This window comes from Streptomyces sp. NPDC015032 (genome assembly GCF_043080425.1).
Lineage (GTDB): Bacteria > Actinomycetota > Actinomycetes > Streptomycetales > Streptomycetaceae > Streptomyces.
Genome location: NZ_JBIBVN010000003.1, coordinates 489,201 through 503,988, shown reverse-complemented (window position 1 = coordinate 503,988; position 14,788 = coordinate 489,201). Strand labels below are relative to the sequence as shown.

Below are 14,788 nucleotides of genomic sequence, written 5' to 3'. Positions count from 1 at the left end.
TTTCCCAGCAAGGAGAACACCGACCATGCCCCCCGCAGCCCGCACGGGCGACAGCACCGCCCACGGCGGCGTCATCGGCACCCCGCCCCCGGGTGCGGTGGCCGTCGCCACCGTGCTGATCGGCGGCCGGCCCGCGGCCGTCACCGGGAGCCTGCACGTGTGCGTCGTTCCCCCGCACGCCGCGCTCGGGCCGGGGAATGTGATCATGCCCAACCCGGCCGCCGCGGTCACCGGTCAGGTCCTCATCGGCGGGCTGCCCGCCGCCCGGATGCGGGACAACACCAGCTGCGGCGCGCCCATCATCAGCGGTGCGCCGAACGTACTGATCGGGGGCCCGATGTGAGCGGCGGCGGATTCATCGGACGCGGCTGGGGCTTCCCGCTGCGGGTCGGCGCCACGGGCGGCATCGGCATGGTCGAGCGTGACCAGGAGATCGAGGAGGCCATCGGGCTGGTGCTCGGCACGGCGCCGGGCGAGCGGCCGATGCGCCCGGAGTTCGGCTGCGGCATTCACGACTACGTCTTCGCACCCGGTGACGGCGCCACCGCCGGGCGCATCGCGCACGAGGTCCGTACGTCGCTGGAGCGCTGGGAGCCACGCATCGAGGTGACCGACGTGGTGATCGCGTTCGACGCCATCGAGGAGGGCACCCTGTACATCGACGTGCACTACACCGTGCGGGCCACGAACGACCTGCGCAATCTCGTCTTCCCCTTCTACACCATCCCCTCCTCCGAGAGCTCCGAAGAAGCGGGAGTGCGCTGATGGCCCTGCCCTCCCCCAACCTGGACGACCGGCGCTTCCAGCAGCTCGTCGACGAGGCCAAGCGGTACGTCCAGCAGCGCTCTCCCGAGTGGACCGACCACAACGTGTCGGACCCCGGGGTCACGCTCATCGAGACGTTCGCCTACATGGTCGACCAGTTGCTCTATCGGCTGAACCGGGTACCGGACAAGAACTACTCCGCCTTCCTCGACCTGCTCGGCGTCACGTTGTTCCCGCCGTCGGTGGCGCGGGCCGAGGTCGATTTCTGGCTGTCCGCACCGCAGCCGGAGACCGTGCGGCTCCCCGCGGGCACGGAGGTCGCCACTTCACGCGGCGAAGCCGAGGAGGCCGTGGTGTTCTCGACCTCCGACGACCTGGCGATCGTGCCGAGCTCGCTGGTCCGGCTGGTCACCGCACCGGCGTCGGGCGATCAGACCGACCGCACCGCACCGCTCGGCGCGGGCAAGGACATACCGTGCTTCCAGCCCCGGCCGGAGCCCGGCGACGCGTTGCTGTTCGGGCTGCCCACCGCCGTCCCCCGGTGCATCGTCGCCATACGCCTGGACAGCCGCGTGGAGGGCGTGGGTGTCGACCCGCGGCAGCCGCCGCTGGTGTGGGAGGCATGGGACGGTGCCCGCTGGGTCACGTGCCAGACCGGCACGGACAGCACCGGCGGGCTGAACAGGCCCGGCGAGGTGATCGTGTTCGTCCCCGCCGGGCACACGGTGTCGGTGGCCGCGGGAACCCGGGCGGGGTGGCTGCGCTGCCGGGTCACGGCGCCGGAACCGGGCCAGCCGTTCTATTCCGAGTCGCCGACGATCCGGGAGGCCGAGGTGTTCACCGTCGGCGGCACCATGGGGGTGGAACACGCGGAGACCGTCCTCGACGTTCCGCTCGGCGTCTCCGAGGGCGTCGCCGGGCAGAGGTTCTCCGTGAGCAGGGCGCCGCTGCTGCTGGACGGCGAGCCACCGGTCGTCCAGGTGTCCTCCGCGGAGGGCTGGCAGATCTGGACCACCGTGGAGCACTTCGGCGCCTCCTCCCCCGACGACCGGCATGTGCGGATCGACGCCGTCTCCGGCGAGTTCACCTTCCCGCCGGAGGTACGCGAGCCGGACGGGACGATGCGCGCCTACGGTGCGGTGCCCGAGAAGGGCGCACAGCTGCGGATCCCCCGCTACCGGACGGGCGGCGGGGCGGCCGGGAACGTCGCCCGGGGCGCCATCTGCGTACTGCGCAGTTCGGTGCCGTACGTGGCGGGCGTGGACAACCGCGAGGCGGCTCGCGGCGGGGTCGACGGCGAGACGGTGGAGAACGCGAAGATCCGGGCGCCCAACATCCTCCGGGTGCAGGAGCGGGCGGTCACGGCCGATGACTACGAGGTCATCGCCCGCGAGGCCGCGCCTTCCCTGCGCAGGGTCCGGTGCCTGCCCGCCGTGGCGGGCGAGGGCGGTGCGGTACGGGTCCTGGTGGTACCCGACGCGGTCGCCGACGAAGGCGGCCAGCTGCGGTTCGAGCAGCTGGTCCCGCCGGACTCCGTGCTTTCGACGGTCGCGGCACGGCTCGACGAACGGCGGCTGGTCGGTACCCGGCTGGTGGTGGAGCCGCCCGCGTACCAGGGCGTCACCGTGGTCGCCAGGCTGGTGGCGGCCGGTGGTGACACGGACCGGGTCCGCGCGGAGGCGCTCGCGGCGCTGTTCCGCCACATCGACCCCCTGCGGGGCGGAGCGGAGGGGACGGGGTGGCCGTTCGGCAGGCCGGTGCAGTACGGCGAGGTCTTCGCCGTACTGCAGGGCGTGCGGGGGGTGGGCCTGGTGGACGAGGTCCGGCTGTTTCCCGCGGACCCGATCACCGGCCGGCGCGGGGGGGCTGTGGAGCGGATCGACGTCGCGCCGGGCGCCCTGGTCTTCTCGCACCAGCACCAGGTCGTGGTCACCGCGAGCGGAGCCGGTGACGGCTCATGACGAGGGCTGCGGTACCCGGGCTCGCCAGCCGCTATCCGATCGGCGAGCTGCTGCCCGCGCTGTACGCGGACGACGACCTCGCCCAGCGGTTCACGGCGGGCCTCGACACCGTCCTGGCGCCCGTCCTGTCCACCCTGGACAACCTCCCCGCCTACTTCGACCCGGCGCTGGCCCCTGCCGACTTCCTGCCCTGGCTGTCGTCCTGGGTGGGCGCCGAGCTCGATCCGGCGTGGCCCGAGGGGCTGCGGCGGGCCGTCGTCGCCCGCGCCGTCGATCTGCACCGGTGGCGTGGCACCCGCCGCGGCCTGATCGAACATCTCCGGCTCTGCTTCGGTGTGCATGCCGACATCCAGGACGGCGGTGGCGTCGCGTGGTCGTCCGAGCCGGGCGCCGAGCTGCCTCCGGCTCCGACCGGAGAACTGCTGGTGCGGGTCTGGGCAGTGCGCGGGGGGCCGGTGGACGCGAGCCGCGTCCTGGAGGTCGTCGCGGCCTCGTGCCCCGTACACCTCACGTGCCGGGTGGAGATCCTGCCGGGCGCGCCAGACGAGACAGGAGGCTGACGCGATGCGCTCATGTCCGGCGTGCGGTGGCGCCAACCGCGAGGACGACGAATTCTGCGGGAACTGCGGTTCCTATCTGGGCTGGTCCTCCCGGCCACCGCGGAATCCGCCCGCCGCGGAACCTGTCGGCCCGCCGCAACCGGCAGCCGAGCCCACGACCCGAGCTCCGGCCGTTCCCCGGACCGGTTCCGCCCCGCAGGCCTCGGATCCCGCGGCCGGGGCTCCGTCCTCCCCGCGTCCCGAACCACCGGCGGAACCCGCGCGGTTGCGCACACCGGAGCCTGCCGGACCGTCCCCCGCGGTGCCCGCGGCGGCCCCGGAACCGCCCCCGCAGCCGGCACAGCCCGCCCCTCCCCTGCCGGAACCATCGGCAGCGGAGGACGTGCCCGTAGTTGCGGTGCAGCCCGCCAAACCGATCGCCCGGCGCCCCGTCGTCAGGCCCGTGGCAGCGGAAGAGAACCCCGACGGGCCGCCGTGCCCGGCGTGCGGCACCCCGAACCTGCCGGGACGCCGGTTCTGCCGGCGCTGCGCCGCACCGCTGCAGACCAGGGAGCAGCCCAAGCCGCTGCCGTGGTGGCGCACGGTGTGGCCGTTCCGCCGCCGCGTGCGGGGCGGATCGGGCCGGGCGCTGCGGCGGACCCTGCTGGTGCTGGCGGTCGTCGGGCTGCTGTTCGCGGGCTTCCTGCTCCTGCCGGCCGGGCGCTACCTCTTCGAGGACGTACGGGACAAGCTCGGCGGAACGGCAGAGATCAGCCCGGCGAAGGTCACCGCGAGTTCCCAGGCTCCCGGCCATCCGGCGACCTCGGCCATCGACGGGGTGACCAACACGTACTGGGGGGCACCCGCGCTGGGCTCGTCCTTGACTTGTGTCTTCGACAAGCCGTTCCGGCTGGTCGGCGTCACGGTGCACACGGGTGTGTCGAAGGAACCCGAGGAGTTCCGGCAGGGGGCCAGGCCCACTCGGGCCGATCTGATCGTCACCACGGCGGACGGCGAGGTCCACGAGAAGGCGGTGACCCTCACCGACAAGCCGGGCCCGCAGACGGTACGGACCGGCATCAGCGATGTCGTCTCCGTCCGGCTCGTGCTGCGGGCCGCGTCCGGCCAGGCCGAGGGGCGGCCCATCGCGGTCGGGGAGGTCGAGTTCTTCAAGCGCACGTGAGACCGGGCGCCGCTCGGGAAAGGGCCGGGGCGGCGCCGCTCCGGTCCGGCCCGGCCTTCCGGGGCGAGGCAGCACTCGCCGGGTCTCCAGGCTCCCGCACTCTGCCCGTTTGCCCTCCTTCTCTGCCTCTTCGCACCTGGCTCTGGTGCCCGGACGCCGCGTATGCAGAGAGAGATATTTTTCTACGCGGGAAGAGGACCCCCTTGCACGATCACGACCACGTGAGATCGACCGCTGCGGCGACCTGGCATGTACCGGCCCGCACACCCACGGTGGACGAGCGGATGCCGCCCCAGGGCGTCCTCTCACTGCAGAGCACAGCCGGGAACGCGGCCGTTGTCCAGATGCTCCGTCAGGCCGGGCATCCTTGGGCCCAGGAACAGCACCGGCACGGCGCCGACTGCGGGCACCAGCGGACTGAGCAGCCCGCAGTGCAGCGCTCCGCCGTCCACGACGTCCTGCGCACCAGTGGCAAGCCCCTGGACGAGGCAACCCGAACCGAGATGGAAGCACGTCTCGAAGCCGACTTCTCCGACGTCCGCATCCACCGCGGCAGCGCCGCCCGGGCGTCCGCCGCCGAAGTCGGCGCCCGCGCGTACACATCGGGCAGCCATGTCGTCGTCGGCGCCGGTGGCACCGACAAGCACACTCTCGCCCACGAGCTCACGCACGTGATCCAGCAGCGCCAAGGAGCCGTGGCAGGGACGGACAACGGTGCGGGGCTGTATCTGTCGCACCCGGACGACCGCTTCGAGCGGGCGGCGGAGGCGAACGCGGCGCGAGTGATGGCCGGCCCGGTACCGGACGCGCCGGCCGTTCACGGCCGTGCGGAGCAGAACACGGCTCCCGGCACCGGTCCCGTCCTGCAACGCCGCACCGCCACCTCGCTGCACGACCAGCTCGCGGAGGACGACCTGCCGGACGGCGTGGCCGAGGTCGTGAAGCGGTACGACAGGCTGACAGACCTGGACCTCAATGAGCAGATAAGGGAACTGAAGATGATTCAGAGCCTGCTGCCGAGCGGCCCGGGCAGCATCCGCGACGTCGTGGAGAGCGAACTGAAGCACGTCGACGACGAGCTCGCGTCCCTCCGGGGAACGATGAGTACGCCGGACGGCCCCTACGACCTGATGACCCAGCAGGGACTCCTCTGGACGGACAAGGACTTCCCGATGAACACGGCCGCCGTGGGCAGGACCGGCAGGCCCTACTTCGAGCAGCTGTCGGCGGGGAACCTTCAGGGGCTGCGGGACGAGAACGCGAACATCTCGAACGACGTCGAGTGGTACAGGGGAATGCGGGACGAGTTGGAGCGGGCGCTGAATGGTTTCGTGGTCCGCCACTACGCCCCGAAGGAGCGGATCGAGGGCATAGTCAGTGGGGGGCTGCAGTCGAGGGCGAAGCTCGAGACGGACCACGGTGGCGGCGCGAACAATACGGACACGTACGACGTCCACGCGCTGGCCAATACGGGCTTCGTGTTCTTCTACATCGAAGCACCCGAGAGCGGCTTCCGGGGTTCTCGCTTCGGAAACGAAGCCCGGATATCCCTCGGCCTGAAGGAGTCGGGGCTGCTCAACAATGGCTGGGTGATGCTCAGCGACTTCGCCGCGCGGGAGTTCCCGACGTTGCTGGTGGAACGTTCCGACCCTCCCGAGGTCCAGTCCCGCACCAAGAACGTGAACCGGTTCCTCAGGGACAACAAAAACATCTCAAAACTGCGCGAGTTCAAGCGTGACCCGAAGTTTCCTGAGTCCCAACCGTCCCAATCCATGACCGCCGAACGCCATTTCGAGTCGAAAAGGATTCGGACTCAGATTGCCGAGGAAACCAAATCCAGGCAGCGCTACACCGGGCCTCAGAAGTCCGTTCTGGAGCGCCCCGAGTTGCTCCACCAGAACGTGCTGGCCGGACCGGACATCATCCCTGGCCTTGTCGAACGGCTCCTGGCCGACGTGGCCCGGATCAGTGAAGTGGATCCGCAGGCGGGAAAGGCACTGCGCGGCAGGAGTGCGAAAGACCTGGCACTCTTCCTGCTCAAGGACGTGGTCCGCCCGCAGGCCATGGTGCCGAACTCCGTTCACGTCGACAAGCAGAACATCGAGTATGCACATTGACCACGGACCCTTGTCCCTTCCCTGTGCGGCGAAACAGCGCGCAGATCGCGCACGCCGGCGGTCAGCAGGCGCAGGGCCGGCCGCCGGCGAGATCGGGAGGATCGGCAGCGTGGCCCTGAGTGAGGCCCGCTGCCAGGACCGCGGGACAATGCCGGGGAGAACGCCCGACCAGCTGACCGACCCGCCTCGCCCCGTTCGCGGAACGGGGTGTCCGTCGAAGGGGAACACGTGGCAGAACAGACGCGGCAGGAGCAGGCGAGCCCCGAGGTGCAGGCACGCATCCGGGCCAGCTTCGACCGCCAGGGGCTCATGGGCCATCTTGGTGCACGGCTGACCCACATCGGACCCGGATGTGTGCACATCGCACTCCCGAGCCGTCCTGAAGTCACCCAGCAGCACGGCTACTTCCACGCCGGTGCCACCAGCGCCGTCGCGGACAGCGCCGGCGGCTACGCCGCCTTCACCCTGTTCCCCGAGAACACCGAGGTGCTCACCGTCGAGTACAAGATCAACCTGCTGGCGCCCGCCCTGGGCGACCGCATTGAGGCGGTCGGGACCGTCCTGAAGTCGGGACGCACCCTGACCGTGTGCAACCTGGAGGTGTCCGGCGTCCAGGACGGACGGCGGAAGCTTGTCGCCAACGGGCAGCAGACGCTGATCCGCGTGGACAGGCCCGCTCCGTGAGCCCGCAGCCGTCGTTGCCGTCCTGGGCGACCTGGCGGCAAAGGCCGTTCCCCGACGCCAATACGCTGCTGCTGCCCGGACGCCAACCGGCCCTGGTCGACAGCGGGTTCGTCGGCCACGCAGAGGAGACGGCCGACTGGGCCCGCGCGCACGCCGGGGACGTCGGCCTGGTCGTGAACACCCACTGGCACTCCGACCACGTCGGCGGCAACGCCCTCCTCCAGGCGAGCGGCGCCGGCATCGCGGCCGGAGCACCGGAGGCGGAGGCGATCTCCCGCAGGGACCCGGGCTGCTGCGCGGCCGAATATCTCGACCAGCCGGTCGCCCCGTACACGGTCGACGTACCCCTCGACGACGGGCAGATCCTCGGACTCGGGGAAGCCGACTGGGAGGTCATCCGCACACCCGGGCACACCCCCGGGCATCTGGCGCTGTGGCAGCCGGAGGAGCGACTGCTGGTGGTCGGGGACGCGCTGTCGGACTACGACGTCGGTTGGGTGAACCTGGCCCTCGACGGGCCCGGCGCGGCGACGACGGCGCTCGCCTCCCTGCAGCGGATGGCCGATCTCGCCCCGCGCGTACTGCTCCCCTCGCACGGGCCCGTCCCGACGGATCCCGGTGCGGCGTTCGCCACCGCCCTGCGCCGGGCCCGGCGCCTCGTGGACGACCCGGACGGAGCAGTCTGGTACGGGGCCCGGCGGATCTTCGCGTTCGCCCTGATGATCCGCGGCGGCATCCCGGCCGACGAGGTGGAGCCCTACCTGCACGCGCGGGCCTGGCTGGCCGACGCCGCACGACTCCTGGACCGCACGCCCGAGGCGCTCGCCGCCGAGCTGACCACCACGATGCTCCGCAGCGGCGCCGTCGTCCTGCGCGACGGGCGCCTCCACGCGGCCGCCGCACACACCCCGGTCGCGCCGGAATCGCTGCGTGTGCCGTATCCGCGTGTGTGGCCGGCGGCGGAGCCGCGATGACTCGCGGCGGACCTGGCCGGCAAGCAGTGGCGCGGCTGTTCGTGGTCCACTCCGGCCCGGTTCCAACCGCCGGAAGGTGTGCTCCGGCTCCTGCATGCTCCCGCGGGCATACGGCGCACCGTGTCCGACCGCCGACCGAGTGTGCCCCCGGCGAGTCGGCTGGGTCCGTTCACCCCGTGCGGTGATCATCCGCTGGAGGAGCACGCGGTACGGGACGAGACGACGGATGGGCGGGAAGATGTCGAGGGACCATGGGAGTCGCCGGCGCCCACAGCACCCATTCCGCGCACTGACCGTGGCGGTGGTCCTCTGCGCCCTGTCGGGCGCCGGCTGCACCGCCGCGCCACCCCCGCCTTCCGGCCCGGGCACGGCGGCCGACTCGCAGAACGACCCGTCCCGATGCCGTCGCACCCTGGTGGGTGTGGCGCACCCCGACGACGACCTGTTCTTCATGAACCCGGAGATCACGCGGACCATCCGGGAGAGATGCCCGGTCCACACCGTCTATCTGACCGCGGGGGACGATGCCATCGCGAACCGCGTCAAGGCGCTGGAGTACGTGGACGGCAGAGAATACGGGGTGCGGGCGGCCTATGCGGCCATGGCGGGAGCCGCCGATACCTGGGACCAGTCCGATATGCAGGTCGGCGACATCCGGGTCCGGTCGTTCCTGCTCGACGGCCGAGCCCGGAACGCCGACATCCGGCTGACTTTCCTCGATCTCCACGACGGGCTTCCGCAAGGTCAGGAAGCGAACAGCGTGCTCAAACTCTTCAACGGAAGCAAGCAGAGCGTCCACGGGTTCCTGGGCGGCCCGAGCTATAGCGAGCAACGGCTGCTCGCGACCCTCTCCGCCCTGGTCAGGAACAGCCGTGCGGAACGTGTCCTGACGATGGACTACGACAACGCATCGTTCGCGTTCGGTCTCGGCGGCGGTGTCGACCACAGCGACCACGGCATCGCGGCCCGGTACTTCAGGGACGTGGGCTACGCCCTCGGAGTTCCCGTGACGTCGTACCTCGCGTACACGATGTCGGCGATGAAGGCGAACCTCACGCCCGCGCAGGCGTCGGAGAAGGAGAGGGTGGTGCGTTGGTACGTTGCCAAACGCCGGTGTCGCGCGACCGGCCGGTGCGCGAACGTACCGCCCTATCGCGGTGCGCTGCAAAAGGACTGGAACCTGTGGATTCATCGGCAGTACGAACAGATCCATCGCTCTCCACGGCCGGGTGAGGTCCTCGGGGACATCGGCCGGACCACGTTCTTCACCGGTCCGGATCCGGCCCAGTGCCTCGACGCGGCAGACGGTTCGCCGGGGAGCCGGACAGTCCGCATCCGCGCATGTGACGGATCCGCCGGGCAGCAATGGCGGATGGGACGGGGCGGCACGATCGGACTCCGGAGCGAGCCGGACTCCTGTCTCACGGCCGTCGGCCCCCGGGTCGTCCTCGAACCCTGCCGCGGCGGAAGTACGAACCAGCAATGGACCCGTGTGCCGTGGAAGAGCCCGACGTGGAAGCGCACGGCAGTGCGGATCGAGGGCAGCGGCAACCACTGCCTGTACCAGGACGACCGTGAGCTCCCCGCCCATTGGAACGATCGGGACCACCCAAGCCCCCGGCTGACCCTCGCCGACTGCACCGCACCGGCCCGGCCCGAACAGTACTGGCAGTGGGGCGAGTGAAGTCCCACGCGTCAGCCCGGCCGGGACCCCCTTGCGGGGCGACGTCCGCTCCCGCGCCCCGGCCGCGCCGTACCGTCATCCGGCGGTCGGCGCGGGAGGGCAACCGGCGGCCGGACTCGTCGCTGAGTCCGGCCGCCGGGGTGGCGAGCGCCGGTCCGGAGAGTCCGCCGGGGCTGACGGCAGCGATCGGCACCCGCCCGGAAAGAAGCCGGCCGAGCGCGGCACCGGCCCGATGTCAGTCGTCATGACGGCGCGCGCAGACCCCTTCTTCGAGCACTCAGCCCGCGAACCGGGCCATCCATGCCTCGACGTCGTCCGCCGATCGCGGCAGGCCCGCAGACAGGTTCTCGTGACCGTCGTCGGTGACGACCAGGTCGTCCTCGATCCGCACGCCGATACCGCGCCACTCCTCGGGCACGGTGAGATCGTCCGGCTGGAAGTACAGGCCCGGCTCGACGGTGAGCACCATGCCCGGCTCCAGCACGCCGTCGACATACTCCTCGCGCCGGGCCTGCGCGCAGTCATGGACGTCCAGACCGAGCATGTGGCCGGTGCCTGCCATGGTGAAGCGGCGCTGGAGACCGAGTTCGTACGCACGGTCGGCCGGACCTTCGATGAAGCCCCACTCGACCAGCCGGGCCGCCAGATGGCGCTGGGACGCCTCGTGGAAGTCGCGGTACGCCGCCCCCGGCTTGACGGCGGCCATGCCGGCCTCCTGTGCCTCGTACACCGCGTCGTAGACCTTGCGCTGCAGGGGTGTGAAGGTCCCGCTGATCGGCAGTGTGCGGGTGACGTCGGCGGTGTAGAGGGTGTGCGTCTCGACGCCGGCGTCGAACAGGAGCAGCTCCCCCGGGCGCACCGGACCGTCGTTGTCCGTCCAGTGCATGATCGTGGCGTGCTCGCCCGCGGCGCAGATCGAACCGTAGCCCACGGAGTTGCCCTCGAGGCGTGCTCGGCGGAAGAACGTGCCCTCGATCCATCGCTCGGACGACGCGATGGCCCTGGAGAGCTCACCGATCACATCGGTGAATCCGCGCACGGTGGAGTCCACGGCCTTGCGGAGCTCGGCGATCTCCCAGTCGTCCTTGACGAGGCGGAGGTCGCTGAGTGCCCCTGCCAGTTCGGCGTCGCGCTCCTCGTCGGTGGTGACGGCGGCTTCGAGAGACGGGTCGACACCGCGGACGATCCGGGTCGGCGCACCGGAGCCGGCGGCCAGGTCAGCGGCCGCCGTGCGGACGTCGCGGCAGGGCAGGCCGAGCACGGTCTCCGACTCGGCGAGGGAGCGGCGCCGGCCCATCCACAACTCCGCCGTGGTACCGGTCCAGAACTCGTTGTTGTCCCTGCTGTCCCGCGGCAGCTGGTAGCAATAGGCGTCGTGGCCGCCGTCCGCACGGGGTTCGAGGACGAGCGCGCCGTCCCGGGCCCGGTCTCCGGTCATGTGCACGTAGCCCGAGTACGGGCGGAACGGGTAGGTGTCGTCGTTCGAACGGACCTTGAGGTTCCCCGAGGGGATCACGAGGCGTTCGCCGGGGAAGCACGCGGAGAGCGCGGAGCGGCGGCGGGCCGCGTACGGAGCCTGCTCGCCGGGACGCAGGTCGTGCCGCTCGGTGTCCGCCCACCCCGCACGCATCAGAGTGGACAGTTCCTCGGAGATCCCTGAGTAGAGACCGTTCTTTCGGCCTTCGGCCACGTCATTCACCTTCCTCATGGGTGGGTTCCTCAGCCGCGAGGGGCAGAGAGAGCTACGGACGGGCCCGGCCTTCCCCCGGTCCGGCCCCGGGGCCCTCGCTGCCGCCGGTCGCCGCCGGTTCCCGGACGGTATCCCGCCGCACGCGCGTTCGGTGCCGAAGACTGCCACTGGCACAGATCGGCCACGACCCCGACGGGTGCCGTCGATAATGCGCCGTATGACGAACGCGAAACTCGGCGAAGCCCTTCGGTTTCTGGGCATCGATCACGCGGCGTGCCAGGTCTATCTGACACTCCTGGAGCTGGCCCCCGCTCCGCTGAGTGCGATCGGGACCGCGGCCGGTCTGGACGGTGCGGAACTCGCCGCGGCATACGCCGCACTGGTCGACGCCGGTCTGGCCAGTGCCGCCGAAACGGACGGGGACGTGGTGGCACCGGTTCCACCCACCGCGGGCCTGGAGATCCTCGCCCGGCACCGGGCGGCCGAGGTCGAGGAGTCGCGCATCACCATCGGGGGCGCGTTCGAATCGTTCCGGCGACAGCGGCTCGCCGCGTACCACGACAATCTGGTCGAGGTCGTCACCGGCGACGCCATCGGCCCCAGGATTCGTCAGGCGTGGGCGAGCGCCCGCGATCAGATCCGGCAGTTCGAGTCACCTCCGTATTTCCCCTTGCCAGAAACCACGGACGACGCGCTGGCCACGCTCGCCCGCGGTGTGACGCAGCGTGTCGTGTACTCGCGGGAGTCGCTGGAGCATCCGGGCCATCTGAAGGAAGTAGTCGAACCGTGCATCAAGGCCGGCGAACAGGCCAGGGTGCTGCCATCGGTGCCGGTCAAACTCGTGATCATCGACGAGGCGTACGCGCTCGTGTCGTTGCCGATCAAAGAAGCCGACGTGCACAACACCATGCTGGTGGTACAGCCGTGCGGTCTGCTCTCCGCGCTCGTGGCACTGTTCGAGCAGTCCTGGCAGAACGCCCTGCCGTTCCACGGCCGCACCACCCGCCCAGGTGGTCTGCCACCCGCGGACCGTCGTCTGCTGTGGCTCCTCGCGGGCGGCGCGGGCGACGACGTCATCGCCCGCGAGCTGGGCATCAGCCGCCGCACGCTGTTCCGCCGCCTGCAGATCCTGATGGCTCAGCTGGGCGCCGCGAACCGTTTCCAGATGGCCCTCCAGGCACAGCGCTGCGGGTGGCTGTGACCGGTACCGCCGCCGGACGACACGCGCTTGCCGTCACCGAGGCAGCCGGTGACGGTGCCGGCAGGAGCGCAATCGGGCTGTCCACGCACGCGGCCGGGGCGCGGTGATCCGCGGGAACGGAAATTCCGGCAGGGGCGGAGTGGTGGGCTGATAAGCTGCCGACGACGTTGACCGTATAACGAGGAGTCGCAGACGTGGTGGGTGACGACGACATCTCCGGGTGAGATCCGGATCTGACGGCCACCGGACGCGCCGAGGAGCGCCACCGGAGTGGCCCGTTTGTCGTACCCATTTTTCCCATGTCTGCCCGGGGCGGAGCTGTCTTCGTCCCCAGCCCTCTCGAGGTCACTTCCATGTCCGACGCCACCCTTGTCTGCTCGAACCTGTCGTTCGCCTGGCCCGACGACACCCCGGTCTTCCACGATCTGTCCTTCGCCCTGACCGCCGGCAGCACGGGCCTGGTCGCCCCCAACGGTTCCGGCAAGAGCACCCTGCTCAAGCTGATCGCCGGCGAACTGCGGCCCGCCACCGGGTCGGTGTCCGTCAGCGGCACACTCGGCTATCTGCCGCAGAGCCTCCCCCTGACCGGCAACCTCACCGTCGCCGAGGTGCTCGGCGTCGCCGCGGTGATCCGTGCCCTGGACGCCGTCGAGTCCGGTGACGTGAGCGAGGAGCACTTCACCACCATCGGCGACGACTGGGACATCGAGGAGCGCACCCGCGCCCAACTCGACCGTCTCGGGCTGGCCGGCCTGGCCCTCGACCGCAGCCTGAGCACCCTCAGCGGTGGCCAGATCGTCTCGCTCGGGCTCGCCGCACAGCTGCTGAAGCGCCCCGACGTCCTGCTGCTCGACGAGCCGACCAACAATCTCGACCGGGACGCCCGGCACAAGCTGTACGACGTACTGGGGGACTTCAACGGCCTTCTGCTGCTGGTCGCCCACGACCGCGCCCTGTTGAACCGCATGGACGGCATCGCCGAGCTCGGCAGTTCACGACTGCGCCTCTACGGCGGCAACTTCACTGCCTACGAGGAGGCCGTGCGCGCCGAGCAGGAGGTCGCCGAGAAGAACGTCCGCAACGCCGAGCAGGACCTGAAGCGGGAGAAGCGGGAGCTTCAGCAGGCCCGTGAACGCGCCGATCGCCGCGCGAGCAACGCCGCCCGCAACCTCAAGAACGCGGGGCTCCCGCGCATCTTCGCCGGCAACATGAAGCGCGGCGCACAGGAGTCCGCGGGCCGGGCCGGCCAGATGCACGCGTCCCGGGTCGGCGAGGCCAAGGCCCGTCTCGACGAGGCCGGGCGCGCACTCCGCGAGGAGCAGCGCATCGTCCTCGATCTGCCGGACACCCAGGTGCCCGCAGGGCGCAACCTCTTCCTCGGCGAGGGGATGCAGGTCCGCCACGACGGAAGGGACGTGTTCGCCGCGGGCGGCGTCGACCTCTCCGTACGCGGGCCCGAGCGCATCGCCCTGACCGGGCCCAACGGCGCCGGCAAGACCACACTGCTCAGGCTGATCACCGGTGGACTCGCCCCGGACAGCGGGGAGATCAAGCGCGGCGACGGCCGCGTCGCCCATCTTTCCCAGCGCCTGGACCTGCTGGACCAGGACCGCACGGTGGCGGAGAACTTCGCGGCGTTCGCGCCCGAGCGGCCCGAGGCGGAGCGGATGAACCTGCTCGCGCGTTTCCTGTTCCGCGGCCCCCGCGTGCACCTGCCCGTCGGTGTGCTCTCCGGCGGCGAACGGCTGCGTGCCACCCTGGCCTGCATCCTGTGCGCCGAACCGGCCCCGCAGCTGCTGCTGCTCGACGAGCCGACCAACAATCTCGACCTGGTCAGCGTGGGCCAGCTGGAGAGCGCGCTCAACTCCTACCGGGGCGCGTTCATGGTGGTCAGTCACGACGAGCGGTTCCTCGCCGAGATCGGGGTGAACCGCTGGCTGCGGCTGGCAGAAGGAACGCTCGAGGCGACGGGAGCCCCGGCGGTGTGAAC

General features: G+C 70.9%; 12 protein-coding genes. 11 read left to right on the top strand and 1 reads right to left on the bottom strand.

Translation table 11 applies throughout. The annotated features are described in order from the left end of the window. The first annotated feature begins 25 nt into the window (after positions 1-25). The 9 genes from ACF08M_RS07960 to ACF08M_RS07920 all read left to right on the top strand — a co-directional run bounded on the left by ACF08M_RS07960 (position 26) and on the right by ACF08M_RS07920 (position 9,907). On the top strand, positions 26-343 hold the full coding sequence (locus ACF08M_RS07960) for a PAAR domain-containing protein (protein ID WP_392184375.1): 318 nt from the start codon (positions 26-28) through the stop codon (positions 341-343). After that, positions 340-765, top strand: a complete 426-nt coding sequence (locus ACF08M_RS07955) for a GPW/gp25 family protein (protein ID WP_392184374.1) — start codon at positions 340-342, stop codon at positions 763-765. The genes ACF08M_RS07960 and ACF08M_RS07955 overlap by 4 nt, the downstream gene beginning before the upstream one ends. Continuing rightward, positions 765-2,726, top strand: a complete 1,962-nt coding sequence (locus ACF08M_RS07950; RefSeq protein ID WP_392184373.1) for a putative baseplate assembly protein — start codon at positions 765-767, stop codon at positions 2,724-2,726. The genes ACF08M_RS07955 and ACF08M_RS07950 overlap by 1 nt, the downstream gene beginning before the upstream one ends. Then, positions 2,723-3,286 carry a phage tail protein gene (locus tag ACF08M_RS07945; RefSeq protein ID WP_392184372.1) on the top strand — a complete coding sequence of 188 codons (564 nt, stop codon included), beginning with the start codon at positions 2,723-2,725 and terminating at the stop codon, positions 3,284-3,286. The genes ACF08M_RS07950 and ACF08M_RS07945 overlap by 4 nt, the downstream gene beginning before the upstream one ends. 442 nt (positions 3,287-3,728) lie before the next feature. Further along, positions 3,729-4,448, top strand: coding sequence for an NADase-type glycan-binding domain-containing protein (locus ACF08M_RS07940; RefSeq protein WP_392184371.1), 720 nt, complete (start codon positions 3,729-3,731; stop codon positions 4,446-4,448). Positions 4,449-4,669: 221 nt separating this feature from the next. Continuing rightward, complete coding sequence (locus ACF08M_RS07935) at positions 4,670-6,565, top strand: DUF4157 domain-containing protein (RefSeq protein ID WP_392184370.1); 1,896 nt, start codon at positions 4,670-4,672, stop codon at positions 6,563-6,565. Between the two features lie 309 nt (positions 6,566-6,874). Further along, on the top strand, positions 6,875-7,249 hold the full coding sequence (locus tag ACF08M_RS07930; RefSeq protein ID WP_392184488.1) for a PaaI family thioesterase: 375 nt from the start codon (positions 6,875-6,877) through the stop codon (positions 7,247-7,249). After that, positions 7,246-8,223 carry an MBL fold metallo-hydrolase gene (locus tag ACF08M_RS07925; RefSeq protein WP_392184369.1) on the top strand — a complete coding sequence of 326 codons (978 nt, stop codon included), beginning with the start codon at positions 7,246-7,248 and terminating at the stop codon, positions 8,221-8,223. Before ACF08M_RS07930 ends, ACF08M_RS07925 begins: the two co-directional genes overlap by 4 nt. A 421-nt stretch (positions 8,224-8,644) precedes the next feature. Then, positions 8,645-9,907, top strand: a complete 1,263-nt coding sequence (locus ACF08M_RS07920) for a ricin-type beta-trefoil lectin domain protein (protein WP_392184368.1) — start codon at positions 8,645-8,647, stop codon at positions 9,905-9,907. Positions 9,908-10,184: 277 nt separating this feature from the next. Here ACF08M_RS07920 and ACF08M_RS07915 read toward each other — a convergent pair whose 3' ends face one another. Next, complete coding sequence (locus tag ACF08M_RS07915) at positions 10,185-11,597, bottom strand: aminopeptidase P family protein (RefSeq protein ID WP_392184487.1); 1,413 nt, start codon at positions 11,595-11,597, stop codon at positions 10,185-10,187. Between the two features lie 217 nt (positions 11,598-11,814). Here ACF08M_RS07915 and ACF08M_RS07910 point away from each other — a divergent pair, with 217 nt between their 5' ends. Further along, a complete protein-coding gene (locus ACF08M_RS07910; protein WP_392184367.1) occupies positions 11,815-12,798 on the top strand; it encodes a LuxR family transcriptional regulator in 984 nt (327 codons plus the stop codon). Between the two features lie 353 nt (positions 12,799-13,151). Beyond that, a complete protein-coding gene (locus ACF08M_RS07905) occupies positions 13,152-14,786 on the top strand; it encodes an ABC-F family ATP-binding cassette domain-containing protein (RefSeq protein WP_392184366.1) in 1,635 nt (544 codons plus the stop codon). The last annotated feature ends 2 nt before the right edge of the window (positions 14,787-14,788 follow it).